The sequence below is a fragment of the Sorangium sp. So ce327 genome (genome assembly GCF_051530205.1).
Lineage (GTDB): Bacteria > Myxococcota_A > Polyangia > Polyangiales > Polyangiaceae > Sorangium > Sorangium cellulosum_B.
Genome location: NZ_CP150330.1, coordinates 9,318,765 through 9,336,494, shown reverse-complemented (window position 1 = coordinate 9,336,494; position 17,730 = coordinate 9,318,765). Strand labels below are relative to the sequence as shown.

The following is a 17,730-nucleotide window of genomic DNA, read 5'->3' as shown; positions in this document are numbered from 1 at the left end:
CTAGCGCTGCGCGGCCGCGCTTCGACTCGGCGCGGCGGCGGGCTCCGCCCCGGTGCCCGCGCTCAGCCCGAGCTCGCGCATCAGCTTGGCCGTGAGCTTGAAGTAGGTGCCGCGATCGTACGGCTGGTTGAGGATGTGGAAGTCCTTCCGCACGAGGCCCACGCAGCCGAAGCAGTAGGTGCAGCCGGTGCAGTCGACCGAGCGCACGAGGTACGACGACTGCGTGCACCGCTCGGACGCGACGCAGTGGCTGCACGCGATGAGATCGCGGCAGCCGCGGCAGTGCGTGCTGTCCGAGGAGCGCTGGGTGTCGACGCAGTAGTGGCACCGCTGCAGCGCCTTCGAGTTGCGGCAGAACGTGCAGTCGACGCAGCGCTCGCACGAGACGCACGCGACGCACCGCTCGTTGCCGGTGCCCGTCTCGAACGCCTGGATCAGCTTGCGGAGCTCGGCCTCGAATTCCGCGCGCGTCATTCCGCCTCGCCGCTCGCTTCGGAGACGTCCCCTCCCGCGCTGCGCCGGGCCGCTCCGTCCGCGGCCGGGGCCTCGGGCCTGCCGCTCACCTGGCGGCGCAGCCGCTCGGCGGCCTCGCGCGTCGCGGGCTCCTCCGCGAACTCCTCGATGCGGCGGAGCCGCGACTCGAGCACGGCGCGCCGCTTCGGCAGCTCGCCGACGAGGATGCCCGCGAGCTCGTCGATCGCCTCCTGGATGCGCTGCTCGTCGCTGTGCTCGAGCAGCTGCAGGTACACGTCCTGCTCCGCGGGGAAGGCGTGGCCGGCGCGGAGGAACTCGTTCGCGGCCTTGGAGATGTTGGGCCGGCCCGACGCGCAGAGCAGCTTCGACAGGAGCCGCTGGCGCTCGACGGCCTTCGGGTCGCTCTGCGGAGGCGGCGCGAGGACGATGCGCCCCGGCGCCTTGGACGCGGCGTCGCGTCCGGACTTGACGCGCCCGCCCTTGCTGTCCTCTGCCTCCGGCTCCTTGCGCGGAGAGAACAGCGCCTCGAGCGCGGCGCGGTGTTGCTTGGCTGCCCGCCGGTCCTCGCCGGTCTGCGTCGGACGCGGCAGCCCCGCGCTGTTCGGCTGACCACGGCCATAGGCCGTGTGGAGCTCGGGATTGTGCCAGACCTTGGTTGCGTCTCTACGAATTCGGCGCATGTCGTGCCCCTGGTGACCTCGGAGCGATCATGGACGCGCCACCGGGTTCGGCTTCCGCATCCCGCGTGTGGCGCCCCGCTTGCATCGATGTTGTGGTGAATGAGGCTGGTGCGTGTTGGGCCGGGCGCTTCCCCCGCGATCCGCGATGGCCCGGACGATGTTGCGCAAGGGACGCGACGCCTATCTCCGCGCTGATCACGCTGGCTGCGTTGATCGTGAGGGTAGGGCCACGCCGCAGTGCGTGGTGCGCCGGGCGATACCCGGCCGCGGACCGCGTGACGAGGGGCTCTGCCCCCATGCACCCCGGAGCCGCGCTCACGACCCGACCGCAGTCGCGAGGCAGCTGGGTTCCTACCACAGCCTTTGGTCAGCGCCGCAGAAAATTGGGCTGCCCTCCGCACTTCATGCCATTCCTGCCCTCAGGTTCGGTCCCTTCCGAGGTTGCCTTCCGAGTCTCCCTTCCGAGTCTCCCTTCCGAGCTTGCGAGCTTCCGCGAGGGGCGTCTCGGAGACGCTGTTTCGAGGTTGCCGGTCTCGTCCCAGGTCGATTCAAGAAGCGGACCGCTGACTGCCCTTCCCAATCCCACATCCTGCGGACGGGCGGCGACGCCGTGTCTGGGAGATCCGCTCCTTGGCGGATGGCACTCGCACCCGAACCGACTGGAGCTTTCCATGATGAGCCTTCGATCCGTGAGCAGTGAAGGCGCGGCGCCGCGGGACGCAGGGGGAGCTGTGCGCAGGGGGGAGCCGCGTGCGCGCCTGAAGCGTGCTCGCGCGGCCGCGCTCTCGGTGCTGGTGAGCATCGCGGTGCCGGCGATCCTGGCGGGGCCCGTCTGCGCGGAGCCGCTGCCCGGGGCGCACGCCGCTGCCGAGAGGTCCGGGGAATCGAGGGAAGAGGAGAGCGAGCAGACCCGTCGGGGCCGTGCGCCGGCGAGCCCCGCAGGCGCGGAGCAAACTCCGCGAACGAAGACGCGGGAGAGCTCGCCCGATCGCCGCGTGAAGAGCGCCTCGGCGGCGAGCGGTGACGAGAAGACGAACGGGGCGGGGGACCGGAGGGGGAGGGCCCGTAGTACCCGCAGCAAGGCGCCGCACGCGGCTGCAGACGCGGAGGAAAACGCGGGCGGCTCGGCGAAGGCGGGCGGCGGGAAAAACGCGGTCGCCAAGAAGAAGGCGGGCGGCGAGAGGAAGAAGGAGAAGAGGCGGGCGGCGCGCACGGCCGAGAGCAAGCGGCGCGGGGCGAAGAAAGGGATGGAGCGGGAGGCGCCTCCGAAGCCGTGCCACGGACCGGTGCTCTCGATGGATCGCAGCGGGCTGGAGCCCGAGCGCCTCGAGCTGGTCGACTGCAAAGGGAAGCCGCGCGAGGAGGCCCGGCGCGCTCTCTCCTTGCTTGCGCGCCCCTGGGGCACGCCGCGGCCGATCCTGTCCGACGAGGGGGCGCCCGCGCGGAGGCCGGAAGCGGCGAGCCGCAAGGGGCGGCGCGCCGGCGATGCGCCGCGAGCCGCCGGGAGCAGGGCGAGCTGGGTGCAGGGAGGGGAGATCGCGCCCGGCGTACGGCTGCTCGATCCCGGGCTGCTCTCCCGCATCGACGCGCTGGCGCGGCGGTACCCGGGCCGGCTCGTGTCGCTCGTGAGCGGGTATCGGCCGCAGAGCCAGGGTAGCCTGCACCAGACGGGGCGGGCGCTCGACCTGCGCATCGCCGGGGTGCGGAACGACGAGCTCGCAGCCGCCTGCCGCGCGCTCGCCGACACGGGCTGCGGGTACTATCCGAACAGCTCGTTCGTGCACGTCGATGTGCGCGCGCCAGGGACGGGGAGCGTCTCGTGGATCGATGCGTCCGGACCCGGCGAGGCACCCCGCTATGTGACCGCGTGGCCGCCACCACAGGACGAAGGGCGAGGGGCGACCGAGCGGATGCCCGGCGAGGACGCGGAGGAGGTGCTCCGGCGGGAGCGCCGCGACAGGACTGCGAGCACGGCGCCGGAGAAGACGGCTGGCCCTGTGCCGAACAAGGCGAGCGCGGCGCCGGAGACGGCGAGCACGACGCAGGCGAAGGCGGGACCGCCGGAGACGGCGAGCACGACGCAGGAGAAGGCGGGACCGCCCGAGAAGGCGACCACCACGCTGGAGAAGGCGGGACCGCCCGAGAAGGCGACCACCACGCTGGAGAAGGTGGGAGCGGTGACGGAGAAGACAGGAGCGGTGCCGGAGAAGGCGGCGAGAGGCACGCCGTAGTAGTGAGGCGGGATGGGTATCACGATTCCTCGCCGGCACGCCTCGGCGCTCGCCGGTACGTTCGGTCCGCTCGCGATCCATCGCCATGAAGTCATGGCTGCGGGCGCGTCTTATCCTGCCTTCACGCTGGAGCTCGCCGACTGGATCTCGGTGGCCGCGATCACGGATGAAGGTCAGTTCGTCCTGGTGCGGCAGTACCGGCACGGGGTCGACGCGGTGACCATCGAGACGGCTGGCGGCCTCGTCGATCCAGGGGAAGAGCCGGCGGCCGCTGCGCCGCGCGAGCTGCTGGAGGAGACGGGGTATGCCGTGGAGTCGCTCGAGACGCTCGGGTGGGTGCACCCGAATCCTGCGCTCCAGGCGAACCGCTGCTTCCTCTACCTGGCGCGCGGCGCGCGGCGGGTAGGCGAGCCCGAGGGCGACGAGCACGAGAGCACGGAAGCGGTCGTGATGAGCGCAGATGACGTGAGGGCGGCGATGCAGGACGGCCGGATCAGCCACTCGATCGCCGTGATCACCTTGCTGCGGGCGCTCGCCGTTGCGTGATTCGTGGGAACGGCCTGTCTGCCGACTCACGCGATAAGCTGCGTTATCGACGTCCTGCGTGGGCGAGAGCACCCGCATCTTTGCGGGCCGGTTGACACGGTCGGACCCGTCGCGTCTTGATGCCTGTCGTTCGCGGGGCCGCCCCTGGAGCTCAGGAGCGGCGCGGCGGAGCGCAGCAATGGACCTCACGGGGAAGCCATGGAGACCCGATTGATGAGCCGTGTTCTTCGGCCGACCGCTTTCTTCTCTTCTTATATTGGCGTTGTCCTCCTCGCGGGGTGCACGAGCTCCTCGCCCGCTCCGCTCGACATGGTGGCCGCCACGGACGACGAGGGCCGTGAGAGCGTCGGAGTCGGGAGCGCCGCCGCTGGACCTGGCGGTCCAGACCCTGCGCCGGGCGCCGGCTGCGACGAGCTCTCGGTCGAGCTCCAGAGCGCGCTCGACGCGGCCGTGGATGCGCAGCGGCTCCCCGGAGCGGCCGCCGCCGTGCACCTCGGCGGGTGCAGCTGGCTCGGCGCGGCGGGGGTCGCGGACACCGAGGCCGACGTGGCCATCCAGCCCGGCGATCTCTTCCGCGCAGGGAGCATCACGAAGACCTTCGTCTCCACGCTGGCGCTGATGCTCCGCGCAGAAGGCCGGCTGTCGCTCGACGACGCCGTCTCTGCGTACGTCGGCGGTGTCCCCCGCGGAGAGCAGATCTCTGTGCGACAGATCCTGAACCACACGAGCGGCGTCTTCGATTACACGGCGCTCGACGAGTTCTGGACCGCGGCCTTCGACGATCCGACGCGCGCGTGGACACCCGCGGAGCTCATCGAGCTCGCGGCGTCGAAGCCGCCGTATTTCGAGCCAGGGCGCGGCTTCGCCTACTCCAACACGAACTACATCATCGCCGGCCTGATCGTCGAAGCAGCCTCGGGAGAGCCCATCGGCGAGCTGCTCCGCGCCCGCGTCCTCGAGCCGGCGGGGCTCGCGCACACCTACCTCGACGGCGCCGAGGAGGCCCTGCCCGGCCTCGTGCACGGTTACGGGCGGAGCCGGGGGGAGCTCGTCGAGATGACCTCCGCGATCGACGCGTCCGCGGCCGGCGCGGCGGGCGCGCTGGTCTCGACAACGGGCGACCTCACGCGCTTCTACCGCAAGGTGCTCGACGGCACGCTGCTCGGCCCCGCCGAGATCGAAGAGATGACCGCGTGGGTCGACGCGCCCCTCGGCGAGGTCACCGGGTACGGCCTCGGGCTGTCGCGCCGGGAGTCTCCGCTCGGCGTCCAGGTCGGTCACGACGGCGGTATCTGGGGCTTCACGTCGTCGTCTTATTACGCGGTCGACAAGGATGCTTCTATCACCGTGCTCGTCAATCTCGACGGCGGCGATGTCGGCAGGATCGTCGATGATCTGTCGAATGTCCTGATCACGCCCTGAGCCGGGAAGGGGCCGCCGCGTCGATATCGACGCGCACGCGCGCAGGCCGGTGCCGGTCGCTGTCCGGCGCGCGCACACGCGACGCCCCGCGGCGTGCGAGGCGCGCGCGGCGCCGAACCACGGTTATCAGGAGCCCGCGCCGCCGTGCGTGGCACAAGCGGTCCGCCTCGAACGGGCCTCACGCTTGCATCGCCATGGACGCAGCCCGCGCGGGATGACGCCCGGCAAGACGCTCGCATCGCGAAAGGATTCCGTGATGAAGCTGGTGAAAGCGCTCGGGGGCCTGGCGCTGTCCGGAATGGCGCTCGGCACCGCGCAGATGGCTGCTGCGGGGAGCACGACGCCCATTCAAGATCTCGTGCTCGTCGAGGAGACGACGAGCTCGGACTTCCCCGACGCCAGGATTCCCCCGGATGACGTCCCAACTCATGGGCATTTCCGGCCGTTCAGGCCCTTCGGGCCGCACAGGCCATATGGGCATTTCCGGCCGTTCAGACCCTTCAGGCCGTATGGGCACTTCCGGCCGTTCAGACCCTTCAGGCCGTACGGCGGCTTCCATCCCTACGGGCAGCCCCATGACCCCGGGCGATCAGAGGCAACGCCGGCAGAGGACCGCCCCGGGCCGATCCTGCGCCTCGGAGAGCCTCGCTGACCTCCAGGAGCGGCGCCGAGGGGCGGGTGGGTCCCCGTTCCTCGCGTCGCGCGGAGTGGAAACCGTAGGGCGGGGGCGTCGCCAGCGGCGCGCCCTCGCCTGCGCGCCTGACGAGCCGCTCGGGGGGGCCGGCGGAGCCCCGCTCCCCCTCGCCGCAGCCCGGGCTGCCACGCGCGGGAGGCGGCCCGAGCTCCGCGCGCGCGGCCTCCCGCGCCGCGACGGGGCGCGCGGCGCGCCCGGCCCGATGGCGTATGCTGCGCCCGATGCGCTCTCACGACGCGGGCCGCCCAGGCGCCCCGCCCGCCGCCCCCTCGCCCGCCGAGCTCTTCCGCCGCATCTTCGCGCTGCTCGCCGACATGGAGGGAGCGCAGAGGGCCAAGGTCATCGACCTCGCGAGGCGCCTCATCCCCACGCTCACGGCCGAGGACATCCGCAACCCGCACGACTTCCCCGGCCTCGACGACCCCGACTGGCACTTCGAGGACGGGCAGCTCGCCGGCATCGAAGCCGTCCGGTTTGCACTCCGCGGCCTCGCGAGCGATGTTCTGGGGGATGGCGAAGGGCGCGAAGCGCGAGAGAGACACGAGAACGACGGCCAGCCCGGAGCGAGCCGCGAAGGCGGCGGCGCGCAAGGTGAATGAGGCGTTCTATCAGCCGTTCTCCACGCTCCGGCAGCTGAACAAGGCCAAGCCGGCGCCCGAGGCGAAGCCCAAGGCGACGGCGGCCTCGCCCAAGGCGACGGCGGCCTCGACCGAGGTGAAGCCCAAGGCGACGGCGGCCTCGGCCGAGGCGAAGCCCAAGACGAGATCGCCCGCGCCGCCGGGCGCAGGCGCGGCGGCGCGGGCAAGCGCCGAGCAGGCGCCGCGGCCCGTCGACCCCGAGACCTTCGCCATCTACATGGCCGGCGTCCGCGTGCTCGAGGATCGCGCGACCCGGATCCCGGTCACCGCCAGCCGCGTCGAGCGGGCCGCGCTCCCGACGATCACGTTCGATCCGGACGAGGACGCGCGCTCGCGCATGCGCTCGCTCGTCATCGAGGGGATCAAGTTCGAGACCACGGACGACAGCGAGCGCATCGAGGGCCGGCGCCTCGACGTCGATCCGCGCGAGCTCAGGCGGCTCCGCCGCGCCCGCTACGCCGTCGACGGCACCCTCGATCTGCACGGCCTGAGGCTCGAGGCGGCGCGCGAGGCCGTCGAGGCGTTCGTCTGCAAGCGCCAGCGTGACGGCGACCGCGTCGTCGCCATCGTCCACGGCAAGGGCAACCACTCGCCCGGCGGCCACGCCGTGCTCCGCGGCGAGATCGCCGCCTGGCTGAGCAACGGCCGCGTCGCCCGCCACGTCGCCGCCTTCGCGACGGCCCCGGACGCGGAGGGCGGCGCAGGCGCATTGCTCGTCCTGCTCACGCGATGAGGCCGGAGCCGCGCGCCCAGCCCGCCGGAGCGCCGGGGCACGGGCCGCAGCCGAAGGCGCGCGCGCCGCGCCGCGCCCTCGCGCCGGCCGCCGCGCTGCTCGCCCTGGTACCCGCGTGCGCGCCGGCCCCGGCCGCGCCGCCCGGGCCGCCGAGGCCCGCGCCGCCCGCGCAGGCGGCGTCGACGCTCGGCGACGGCGAGCTCGGCGAATACCGCTCGGATCGCTTCGATCTCCGGCTCCCCCTGCCCGACGCGCGCGGCTTCCGCGTCGAGGACGGCGAGGGCCCCTGGCTCGTCGCGACCCACGCCGCGTCGTCGACGTCGCTGCTCGTGCGCACCTGGCGCGAGGACGGCCGCGCGAGCCGCGCGGCGTGCGAGGCGCGCGCGCGGCTCTGGCGCGACCTGCCGCGCCCCGGCGAGGGCCTCACCGCCGCCGAGCGCCGGATCGACGTGCCGGAGGGGTTCGACACGGTCGTGGCGATCGGCGTCGCCGACACGCACTCATCGCCGCGAGCGCCGATCGACGGCTTCGCGGTCGCCTTCGGCGGCTCCGGCCGGCGCTGCTTCGCCTTCGTCGCGGAGACGCGCGCCGCGGGGCCCTCGGCGGAGCAGCTCGTGGCGGAGCGGCTCGCCGCGGTGGTCGAGATCTCGCTCGGCGGCCTCCGCCTGCTGCGCGAGATCGCGCCCGCCGTGCCGCGCGAGCCGCCGCCGTGAGCCGCGCGAGCCGCCGCCGCGCGCCGCCGGCTCAGCGGTAGACGCCGCTCCGCGCGCGGGACTCGAGCGCCGCGGCGAGCTCCTCCTCGCCGATCGACCAGGCCTCGGCCGACAGCGCGCGCGCCTCGACGGGCTGGAGCGCCTCCAGCGCGTGCGGCGCGAAGCGCAGCCGCGACAGCGACAGGAGGCGCTCGAGCGCCTCGGAGGCCACGCCGCCCTGGAGCTCCTGCCGCCACGCGCGATCGATCGCCTCGAGCCGCGCGGGGCTCTTCCACGCGTCGGCGATCACCACGCGGCCGAGCCGCGCGTCGATGGCGTCGATCCCCGTGGGCAGCGCGACGATCGCCTGCTGCGCCGCGCGCGCCGGGTCGCCGAGGCCCAGCGAGAGCAGCGCGCGGGCCGCTTCGAGCAGCCGCGCCTCGTCGGGCCGGAGCGCGGCCCGATCGACCGACGGGAGCCGCTCCAGCGCGGCCGCGTAGCGCTCGCGGCGCGCAGCGTCGATCACGGCGGCCAGCGCGCGCAGGACCCTCGCCGTAGGGGGCGAGAACCACGGATCCGCGCCGGCGCGCGGGCGCTGCGCTGGGTCCTCGAGGTCGAGCGCGGCGGCGCGCCACAGCGACGCGCGCGCGTCGAGGACGGCGCGCGTCGCCTTCACCGCGAGCGCGAAGAACAGGGCGGCCGGGAGCAGGCCCTTCACGCCCCAGATCTCGCTGAGGAAGTAGCTCGCCGCGACGAGCGACGAGAGCGCGAGCAAGAGCAGCAGCCGCCGCCGGCGCCTCGCGTCGTCGCCCGCGGCGCCGGCAGCCCCGTCCGTCGCGCCGACGAGCTCGGCGCACCACTCGAGCAGCCACGTGAAGGCGGATCCCACGTCTGCGGGATCAGGATGCCCTCCGCTAGGCCTCCGCGCGAGGCCTTTCGATCTCCGCGCAGAGCGCCCGGGTGAAGTCGCTCGTGCTCGCGGCGCCGCCGAGGTCGCGCGTGCGCACCTGGCCAGCCCGGTAGAGCGTCGTCAGCGCCCGCTCGATCCGATCGCCCGCGTCGTGCTCGCCGAGGTGCCGCAGCATCATCACGGCGCTCTGCACGAGCGCCGTCGGGTTCGCGTAGCCCTTGCCCGCGATGTCCGGCGCCGACCCGTGCACCGCCTCGAAGACCGCCGCGTCGTCGCCGATGTTCGCGCCGGGCACGATCCCGAGCCCGCCGACCAGGCCGGCCCCGAGGTCGGAGAGGATGTCGCCGTAGAGGTTCTCCGTCACGATCACGCCGAGCCGGTTCGGATCGCGGACCATCGTCATGGCCGCCGCGTCGACGATCATCTCGCCGAGCTGGATCTCGGGGTGCCCCACGGCCACCCGCCGCGCGCAGTCGAGCGCGAGGCCGTCGGAGATCTTCATGATGTTCGCCTTGTGGACGATCGTCACCTTGCTCCGGCCGTGCTTCTTCGCGTACCGGAACGCGAACTCCGCGATGCGCGTCGAGCCCCGCTCGGTCGTGAGCTTGATGCTCTGGGCCACGCCGGGCAGGATCATGAGCTCGAGCCCGGCGTAGAGCCCCTCGGTGTTCTCGCGCACGATGACCATGTCGACGTCGAACCGCGGCTCGACGCCCGGCAGGCTGCGGATCGGCCGCACGTTCGCGTAGAGGTCGAGCGTCTGCCGGAGCGTGACGTTGACCGAGCGGAACCCGCCCCCGATCGGCGTCGTCACCGGGCCCTTCAGGGCGATCCGGTTCTTCCGCACGGCGTCGATCACGGGGAGGGGGAGCGGCGAGCCCGTCAGCTTCGCGACCTCGATGCCCGCGTGATGGATCTCCCAGTCGACGGCAACGCCGGCGGCGGAGACCACATCCTGAGTCGCCGTCACCACCTCCGGGCCGATGCCGTCGCCCGGGATCAGCGTGATGCGATAGGCCATGGGCCGTCCCATTAGCAGGTGCGCAGGCGGGAACAATGGACAAGCGCGCCTGTGTTGCGATGGCGCATACACGCGCCGCGTCAGCGCGCCGCGCCTGGCGGACGCGGTGACGGGGCGCGGCGACGGAGAGAGGCGCGCGAGGCGGGGGGTCGGGCGGCTCGATACGGCCTTTTACAATCGCGCGCGACCTCGGTAGGGTACGCGTCCGCACGGCCTGACAGGCCGCTGTCACCTGGAACCGGGCGCGGGCCGAGCCATCGGCCCCAGCCCATGTTCCCCAACTAGAGTGAAGGAGCGTGCTCATGCACCCTCGTGTCTTGAAAGGTCGCAGAACCGCCTTCGCGGCCTTCCTGCCTGCCGTGATCGCGTCGTCCTCGCTGGGGTGCGGCTACTCCGAGGAGGAGTGGAAGGCCCAGCTCGACAAGTACAACCGCCTTCAGAGCCAGCACCAGACCACGGAGGGCCGCCTCGCCGAGACGCAGAAGGAGCTCGAGGCGACCCAGGCGAAGGTCGCGGAGCTGACGAAGCAGCTCGAGGCGGCCGGGGTCGACATCGGCAAGCTGAACGAGAACCTCCAGGCGACGAGCACGCAGGTGTCGCAGCTGAGCTCGACGCTGGAGGAGCGCGAGAAGGCGCTCGCCGAGTTCAAAGCCCGCGCCCGCCAGCTGGAGGCGATCAAGGCGCGGTTCGAGACGCTCAAGAAGAAGCTGGACGAGCTCACGAAGCTCGGCCTGGCGGTGAACATCCGGAACAACCGGATGGTCATCTCGCTGCCGGGCGACGTCCTCTTCGACTCCGGGCGCGAGACGCTCAAGAAGGAGGGCAAGGAGATCCTCCTCAAGGTGGCGACGGTCGTGAAGAACGACAAGTCGCTGCTCCAGCGCGACTACCAGGTCGCCGGCCACACGGACAACAAGCCGCTCGCGGGCGGCCAGTTCCGCGACAACTGGGGCCTGTCGCTGATGCGCGCCCGCGAGGTGCTCGTGTTCCTCGTCAGCCCGGCCGACGTCAAGGGCGGCGGGGGCGCGCTCCCCGTCGCGAACTGGAGCGCGGCGGGCTTCGCGGACACCGATCCGGTCGCGACCAACGACACCGACGAGGGCCGGCAGAAGAACCGCCGCTGCGACCTCATCGTGGTCCCGAGCGTCGAAGAGATGCTCGACCTGCGGGCGATCACGCAGTAACCCGCGACCTCGCGGCGCGCGCCGCCGTCCGCGGCGCGCTCTTCGAGGGGCGCGTCCGCGCCGTCAGGTCGGCTCAGGTCAGCTCTTGTGTCCACCGCCCGGCGATGGCCGGGCGGTCCTGCGAAACTCGCTCGGCGTCTGGCCCGTGACGGCGCGGAACGCGGCGGCGAACGCGCCGAGGCTCTGAAAGCCGACGTCCAGCGCGACCTGCGTGACGCTGGCGCTCGGGCTGGAGAGCAGGTCGATCGCCCGGAGCACGCGCGCGCGCGTGACGAAGCCGCGCCACGTGACGCCGGTCTCCTCGCGGAACCGCCGCCGCAGCGTGCGCTCGGTCGCCCCGGCGAACGCCGCCGCCCGCGGGAGATCGGCGCTGGAGACGTCGCGCAGCGCGCACTCGATCGCGCGCTGCACCGGCCGCGTCTTGCCGCGGGGCAGCCGGTACGTGGCGCCGCGATCGAGGAGCGGGCCGATGATGTCCGCCATCGCCGCGAAGAACGTGTTGGCCGCGGCGTCGTCCGGGCGCCGCGCGACCGGCCAGCGGCGCGCGTAGATCACCATCTCGCGCAGGAGCGCGGGGATCTCGAAGATCCTCACCGCCGCGAGGGGGGAGGGGAACGCGGCGGGCTCGAAATAGATCGAGACGATGGACGCGTCGCCGCAGGTGGTGGCGTGCCGCTCGCCCGCGGGGATGAGCGCGGCGAGCTGCGGGGGGAGCAGGAAGGACGCGTCCTCGACCTCGAGGCGCGCCGTGCCGGCCAGCGGACAGAGCAGCTGGTGCCGCGCGTGGGTGTGCCAGCCGTACGCGGCTCCCCGCAGCTCGTCTTCGTAGGAGAACGCGCGCGCGCCGGCATGATCGAGCCCGAGGCGCGCGAGGTGCTCGGTGGTCTCCGTCGGGGTCAGGACGCGGGCTTGCAAGGCGTGGCCTCTCGGCGGTGATCTTTGTCCGTTCGCGGGCAGCCGTAAAGCCGGAGCGCGTCCACCCTCGAGCGCCATGAAGCAAGCCACTCCCGCGGCGCACGATGCGTTGATACAGGAACAGTTCACCCGCCAGGCCAGGCCGTTCGCCGAGGTCCGGGCCCACTCGGCGGAATCCGCCATGGGGCTGCTGCTCGACGCGCTCGCCCCGGCGCCGGGCGACGCGGCCCTCGACGTGGCCTGCGGGCCGGGGATCGTCGCCTGCGCGCTGGCCCAGCGCGTGGCGAGCGTGCGGGGGCTCGACATCGTCCCGGCGATGCTCGACGAGGCGCGGAAGAGGCAGGCGAGCCTCGGTCTTTCCAACGTCACCTGGGAGCTCGGCGACGCGAGCCGGCTGCCCTATCCGGACGAGAGCTATCGCCTGGTCACGACGCGCTACAGCTTCCATCACCTGCTGGAGCCGCTCGTGACGCTGCGCGAGATGGCCCGCGTGTGCCAGAGGAGCGGGCGAGTCGCCGTGATCGACGTGGCGCCGGCCGAGGACAAGCGGGCGGCGTACGACGCCGCGGAGAAGATCCGCGATCCGTCGCACGCGAGCGCGCTCACCGAGCGCGCTCACCGAGCGCGAGCTGGGCGCCCTGTTCGACGCGGCGGGGCTGGAGATCGAGACGACGACGCGGTACCGGCTCGAGGTGGAGCTCGAGGCCGCGCTCCGGGCCTCCTTCCCGGAGCCCGGCGGAGCGGACCGGCTCCGGGCCCTCTACCGCGCCGACGTCGGCGTCGACGCGCTCGGCGTGGGCGCAGAGCTCCGCGGGGACGAGGTCCACTTCGCCTATCCGATCGTCATCCTGGTGGGCCGGAAGCGCGGCTGAGCCGAGAGGCACCTTCTGCCCGGCGCCTCGAGGCGCCAGGACTCCGCAGCTCAGGGGAGCGCCGCGGCCGGGCAGGAGGGATCGGTCGTCGCCTCGACGTCATCCACGTGCAAGGCCTCGTCGTCGAGCGGCGCATCGCAGGTGCCGCTGGCTCTTATCTTGAAAGAGATCGGCTGGGGCATGCCCGCCGTGCGCGGATCCAGGCAGAGCGTCCGTTGCGTCCAGCGCTCGCTGGCAGCCAGGGCGCCTCCTGGCGTCGAGGAGGCGGTCGCCGCGAGGAGGTGGCTCGTGCGGTACCAGAACTTCAGCGCTGGACCGGCCGTCCCCTGGGGCTCGGGGACGGTGAACACGGTGGAGGCCGAGGGCTCGCGGCACGGCTTCCGCACGGACAGCGAGAGCGAGACGTCGCCGGCGTGCGCGGCCGCCGCGTCGACCGCGAGCCTGGCGCTGCCGCGCGCCGGGTCCTCCGCGTTGAGGACCCACGTCGGCGAGAGGCCCGCGTCGGCGCCGTCGTTCTCGAAGCCGGGGTCGAAGAGCGGCGCGTCCCCGGGGCAGCGGTCGTCCGAGACGATGGCGAGGTCATCCACCGTGAAATCCCGCTTGTTCTCGTCCATGCACGGCTGGCTGTGCCGGTTGCGGAAGCCGAACGCGAGGCGGTGCGCCATGCCGAGGGCCCACCGGGGCAAGCAAACATGCGAGACCTGCGCCTCGCCCGTGCCCGTCAGGGCCGTCAACCGGTGCGTGCTCAGCATCACGTCGACGATCGCCCCCGGGCTGCCACGGCTCCAGATGCGGAGCGCCGGGCTCGGCAGCGCGGCGGATGGCAAGGGCGCCGAGAGCGTGCCCTCGAGCGAGGGGACCTGGCAGAACAGCGTGGTGGCGAGGTGTCCGCCCTTGCCGCCGCCCTGGCCCAGGCCGCGCTCGATCTCGGAGACGCCGCCTTCGGCGGACGCCTTCCAGCCGGCGGCGCCTGCTTCGAAGTCGCCGTTCAGCACCTGGCCAGGCAGCGGGCACTCGTTCATTTCATCAGGCTGAAGGGCGACGTCATCGAACGTCAGCGTGAAGTCCTGTCCGGTGTCCTCATCGCACAGGGGAGAACGCCGGGCGGGCCCGAGGAGCAGGTCGATCGGCCTGCCGTAGGCGCGCTCGCCCAGGCACACGCGTTGCGGGGCAAAGGACGAAGAGGGCATGAGATCGAGGTCGGTGATCCCTCCGTCGATCCGGACCCCGACCCCCGGCGGGCCCAGGCAGTCCATCGCGAGCTCGCAGCCGATGCGCGCGGCGAACGTGAGGAGGAGCGGCCCGGCGCACGCGAGGTCCGGCATCGAGAGGCGCTGATAGAAGCCGGCCATCTGGCACACCGCGTCTCTCCCGATGATGCCGGCCCCGGGGTTGCCGTTGCCCTCGACCTCGGGGGAGACGAGCGCTGCCCCCGTGGTTCCCCACGTGTCCGAGCGCTGGAACGAGGGGTCCTCCGGGCCTCCCCGCCAGTCGCAGTCGCCGTCGACCATCGGGTCATCATCGGCGCTGGCACACTCCGAAGTACATGCGCTGTCCGCGCAGCAGAGCCCGTCGTCGCACTGGCTCAGAGGCCGACACGGACAGCCTTCCTCACCAGGAGGGCAGTCGGTGCCCCCGCCCGCGCTCTCAGCGCTGCCTGTGCTCTCGACGCTGCCGTCGCCTCCCGCCCCGCCTGTGTCCGCCGCGCCTGCCGCTGCGCCGGCAGAGCCCTGCTCCGTCCCGGAGCAAGCGCTCGCGAATGCGCCAAGCACGGCAGCGACATAGCAGGTCAGCGGGCGTGACCATCCCATCATCAATTCAAGCTAGCGGGGGAATCACGGGATCGCAAGGTAGACAGGATGTTTCCCTCTTCCTGGAGAGACATCGAAATAAGGAGAACTCTCAGGTCGTATCGGGCGAAGCCGGAGACGCGGACGTCCGCACGCTGAACTCGAGCTCATCGGCTCATCGGCTCATCGGTTCATCGGTTCATCGGTTCATCGGTTCATCGTAGCGCGGGCAAACATCGGTCGAGGAAGCGCAGCGAGCGCGAGCGTCCGAGCGGCGGGCGCGCGTCCGGCGGCTCGTCGTGGAGCGCAGGAGTGAGAGCTCCGCGGCGCCAGCCGGGCGACGACGCACCGCGTGCCTGGCCCCGCGCCGAGCGCGTCAGCCGCCGGAGGCGGCGCCGAGCGCCGCGGAGGGCACGAGGCTCGAGACGGGGCTCCCCCCGGCATCCGCGCCAAGGAAGGCCCGCAGCTCGGCGAGCAGCGGACCTGACTCGCCGACGAAGGGGAGGTGATCGTCGCCCGGCAGCTCGACGTGGCGCGCGCCGCGGATGCGGCCGGCGAGGTCGCGCCCGGCCGCCGCCGGGACGGCCCGATCGCCGGCCCGGTGCAGCACGAGCGTCGGGGCGCTCACCCGGCCAAGCGCGGACCGGACGTCGGCCGCCGCGTGTGCCCGGAGCATGCGCGCCGCCCCGCCAGGGCTCGCGCCGTGGCGCAGGTACGCGGCCCAGAAGCGCCGGAACGCGTGGTCATCCGCCGCGGACGGGGCCAGGCGATCGAGGAAGAGCGGCTCGCCCCAGCCGCTCCGCAGCGCGCGCTCGGCCTCCTCGGCGTCCTCGCCGGCGAGCCCGAAGAGGCACCCCGGCCAGGCAGACATCTGCGCCGCGCTCCCGAGCGCGATCAGGGCGCGCGCCCGCGCCGGGTGCGCCGCCGCGAGCAGCGCGCACGGCGCGAACCCGGCGCCGACGCCGAGGAGCGCGGCGCGCGCCACGCCGGCCGCGTCCAGCACCGCCAGCAGATCCTCCGCCTGCTGCTCGGCCGGAGCGCCCGCGCCCTCGCGCTCGCTCATCCCGGTGCCGCGCTGGTCGAGCACGATGAGCCGCGCCCACGCGGCGAGCTCGGCGAAGAACCGGGAGATGAGCGCGCCCTCCCACGCGGCCTCCACGTGCGTCACCCACCCCTGGACCAGCACCAGATCGATCGGCCCGGCGCCCGCGATCCTGTAGGCCAGGCTCGCGTCGGCGCTCGTGGCGAGGCGGGTCTCCGCGGCGTGCAGCCGCGCGGGCGCCCGCGTGGAGGAGACCACCCCCTCCCGCGCGGCCTCGAGCCCGCGCCGCATCGCCTCGGCGACCTGCGCGTACGCGCCCGCCCACGCCCGCGCGGTCACGGGCGACCACGCGTCCCCTTCGAGCTCCTCGAGCGCCTCGAGCAGCGCGCGGCCCACGGCGTCGAAATGCTCGGGCAACGCGGCGTACGCGGCGTGGCGGCGGCCGAGCGCCTCGAGCATCTCGACCAGCTTGTCCGGCGCGCGCAGGTTGTCGACGACGAGCTGCAGCGCCGCGGCGAGCTTGAGCCGCTGCTCGCGCATGTCCGGCGGGAACAGCGCCCGGAGCGCCGGCTCGCGGGCGAAGAGCCGCTCGTAGAAGCGCGTCACGAGCGCCTCGGCGCGCGGGGCGAGGCGCTCGAACGAGGCGCGCACGACGTCCGCGCCCGCGTCCTGCGCGCTGGCGGGGGGCGACGCGGGGCGGACGATCTGGAACGCCCGGCAGAGCGCCTCGGTCTCCTCGAGCGCGGCCTGCACCTCCTCGGCCGACGCGAAGCGCGCCTCCGGCTCGCGCAGCACGCAGCGATCGATGACGGCCGCGAGCATCTCCGGGACGTCGGGGCAGATCGAGCGCAGCGGCGGGAGCGCGCGCGCCGTCACCCAGCTGGCGATCGCGTGCACGTCGAGCCCCGCGTGAGGCAGCCGGCCCGCGCACAGCTCGTAGAGGACCAGCCCGAGCGCGTAGACGTCGGAGCGGGGCGTGCCGGCGGTGCCCGCCCAGAGCTCGGGCGCGAGGTAGAGCGGCGTGCCCATCATCATGCCGCCGTCGGTCAGGCTGGCGGTCCCGAGCGCGGAGGCCGCGTCGAGCGCCACCGGGATCGCGGTCGTCAAGGCGGACATGTCCGCGAGCGCCCACGGCGCGGGCGCGACGGCGGAGCTCGGCGCGGCGCGAGGGCCCGCGTCCAGGGCGGGGGCGCCGGGCCGGTCGGCGAGCTTGGCGAGGCCGAAGTCGAGCAGCTTCACCTCGCCGCTCGCGTCGAGCATCACGTTGGCCGGCTTGATGTCACGGTGGAGGACGCCCCGCCGGTGCGCCGCGGCGAGCCCGCGGGCGAGGCCGAGCGCGAGGCGCAGCGCGGCGGGCCACGGGATCGGCTTCGGGAGCAGCTCGAGCGGCTCGCCCTCGACGAACTCGTAGGCGATGTACGGCCGCCCGCGCACCTCGCCGATCCGGTAGACGGCGACGACGTTGGGGTGCTGGAGGCGCGCGATCGCGCGGGCCTCGACGCGCAGCCGCTCGATGGTCCTGGGATCCGGGCTGTCCGCCGCGACGAACTTGAGCGCGACGGGCCGGTCGAGGACCTCGTCGTGGGCGAGGTACACCTGCCCCATGCCCCCGCGGCCGAGCGGCCGCACCACGCGGTAGTCGTCGAAGGCCGAGGGCGGCGCCCAGGAGAGGGGCGGCGGCGGCCGCTCGCTCGCGCCGAAGCGCTGGTGCATCGTGTTGAGGAAGAGCGGCGCCCCGAGGTCGCTCTCGCTCGGGCGCGTCGAGAGCCGCGCGCGGCAGCCGTCGCAGCCGGCCACGTGCCCGCGGATGCTCGCCGCGTCGTCGTGCGGGAAGTTGCCCGCGAGCCAGGTGGCCAGGGCGTCGTCGGACGGGCACGGGATCATGC

The 17,730-nt window shown here is 73.4% G+C and carries 15 protein-coding genes and 1 pseudogene; 9 read left to right on the top strand and 7 right to left on the bottom strand.

The features are described from left to right. Both WME95_RS34975 and WME95_RS34970 read right to left on the bottom strand, forming a co-directional pair. Entirely contained in the window at positions 1–474 is a 474-nt protein-coding gene (locus WME95_RS34975) for a hypothetical protein (protein WP_437903683.1), read from the bottom strand. Then, the gene (locus WME95_RS34970; RefSeq protein WP_437543816.1) at positions 471–1,154 is read right to left on the bottom strand and encodes a hypothetical protein; all 684 of its coding nucleotides are present in this window, start codon (positions 1,152–1,154) and stop codon (positions 471–473) included. The genes WME95_RS34975 and WME95_RS34970 overlap by 4 nt, the downstream gene beginning before the upstream one ends. A gap of 1,247 nt (positions 1,155–2,401) precedes the next feature. Between WME95_RS34970 and WME95_RS34965 the strand changes: the two genes are divergently transcribed. From WME95_RS34965 to WME95_RS34940, 6 genes are all read left to right on the top strand, one after another. After that, complete coding sequence (locus tag WME95_RS34965) at positions 2,402–3,385, top strand: YcbK family protein (protein ID WP_437903682.1); 984 nt, start codon at positions 2,402–2,404, stop codon at positions 3,383–3,385. 12 nt (positions 3,386–3,397) lie between these two features. Continuing rightward, positions 3,398–3,931, top strand: coding sequence for an NUDIX hydrolase (locus WME95_RS34960; protein WP_437903681.1), 534 nt, complete (start codon positions 3,398–3,400; stop codon positions 3,929–3,931). A gap of 213 nt (positions 3,932–4,144) precedes the next feature. Further along, positions 4,145–5,353, top strand: coding sequence for a serine hydrolase domain-containing protein (locus tag WME95_RS34955; RefSeq protein WP_437903680.1), 1,209 nt, complete (start codon positions 4,145–4,147; stop codon positions 5,351–5,353). Between the two features lie 915 nt (positions 5,354–6,268). Then, positions 6,269–6,646 carry a hypothetical protein gene (locus tag WME95_RS34950; protein ID WP_437903679.1) on the top strand — a complete coding sequence of 126 codons (378 nt, stop codon included), beginning with the start codon at positions 6,269–6,271 and terminating at the stop codon, positions 6,644–6,646. Then, on the top strand, positions 6,639–7,418 hold the full coding sequence (locus tag WME95_RS34945; RefSeq protein WP_437903678.1) for a Smr/MutS family protein: 780 nt from the start codon (positions 6,639–6,641) through the stop codon (positions 7,416–7,418). The genes WME95_RS34950 and WME95_RS34945 overlap by 8 nt, the downstream gene beginning before the upstream one ends. Beyond that, the gene (locus WME95_RS34940; protein ID WP_437903677.1) at positions 7,415–8,131 is read left to right on the top strand and encodes a hypothetical protein; all 717 of its coding nucleotides are present in this window, start codon (positions 7,415–7,417) and stop codon (positions 8,129–8,131) included. The genes WME95_RS34945 and WME95_RS34940 overlap by 4 nt, the downstream gene beginning before the upstream one ends. A 31-nt stretch (positions 8,132–8,162) precedes the next feature. Here the strand turns inward: WME95_RS34940 and WME95_RS34935 are convergent, their stop codons facing one another. Both WME95_RS34935 and WME95_RS34930 read right to left on the bottom strand, forming a co-directional pair. Continuing rightward, positions 8,163–8,999, bottom strand: a complete 837-nt coding sequence (locus WME95_RS34935) for a hypothetical protein (protein WP_437903676.1) — start codon at positions 8,997–8,999, stop codon at positions 8,163–8,165. A gap of 25 nt (positions 9,000–9,024) precedes the next feature. After that, positions 9,025–10,041, bottom strand: a complete 1,017-nt coding sequence (locus WME95_RS34930) for an isocitrate/isopropylmalate dehydrogenase family protein (protein ID WP_437543801.1) — start codon at positions 10,039–10,041, stop codon at positions 9,025–9,027. A 302-nt stretch (positions 10,042–10,343) separates the two neighbouring features. Here WME95_RS34930 and WME95_RS34925 point away from each other — a divergent pair, with 302 nt between their 5' ends. Continuing rightward, positions 10,344–11,225, top strand: coding sequence for an OmpA family protein (locus WME95_RS34925; protein WP_437543799.1), 882 nt, complete (start codon positions 10,344–10,346; stop codon positions 11,223–11,225). Positions 11,226–11,303: 78 nt separating this feature from the next. On the opposite strand, the gene WME95_RS34920 is transcribed toward WME95_RS34925, so the two are convergent. Next, a complete protein-coding gene (locus WME95_RS34920) occupies positions 11,304–12,140 on the bottom strand; it encodes an AraC family transcriptional regulator (protein ID WP_437903675.1) in 837 nt (278 codons plus the stop codon). Between the two features lie 76 nt (positions 12,141–12,216). On the opposite strand from WME95_RS34920, the pseudogene WME95_RS34915 reads away from it, so the two are divergent. Further along, a pseudogene (locus tag WME95_RS34915) lies at positions 12,217–12,633 on the top strand (class I SAM-dependent methyltransferase); the annotation flags it as partial. Positions 12,634–12,832: 199 nt separating this feature from the next. Next, complete coding sequence (locus WME95_RS34910; RefSeq protein WP_437903674.1) at positions 12,833–13,012, top strand: hypothetical protein; 180 nt, start codon at positions 12,833–12,835, stop codon at positions 13,010–13,012. A gap of 50 nt (positions 13,013–13,062) precedes the next feature. Here WME95_RS34910 and WME95_RS34905 read toward each other — a convergent pair whose 3' ends face one another. Beyond that, complete coding sequence (locus tag WME95_RS34905; protein ID WP_437903673.1) at positions 13,063–14,523, bottom strand: hypothetical protein; 1,461 nt, start codon at positions 14,521–14,523, stop codon at positions 13,063–13,065. A gap of 655 nt (positions 14,524–15,178) precedes the next feature. After that, a complete protein-coding gene (locus WME95_RS34900; RefSeq protein ID WP_437903672.1) occupies positions 15,179–17,728 on the bottom strand; it encodes an alpha/beta fold hydrolase in 2,550 nt (849 codons plus the stop codon). Positions 17,729–17,730: the final 2 nt, after the last annotated feature.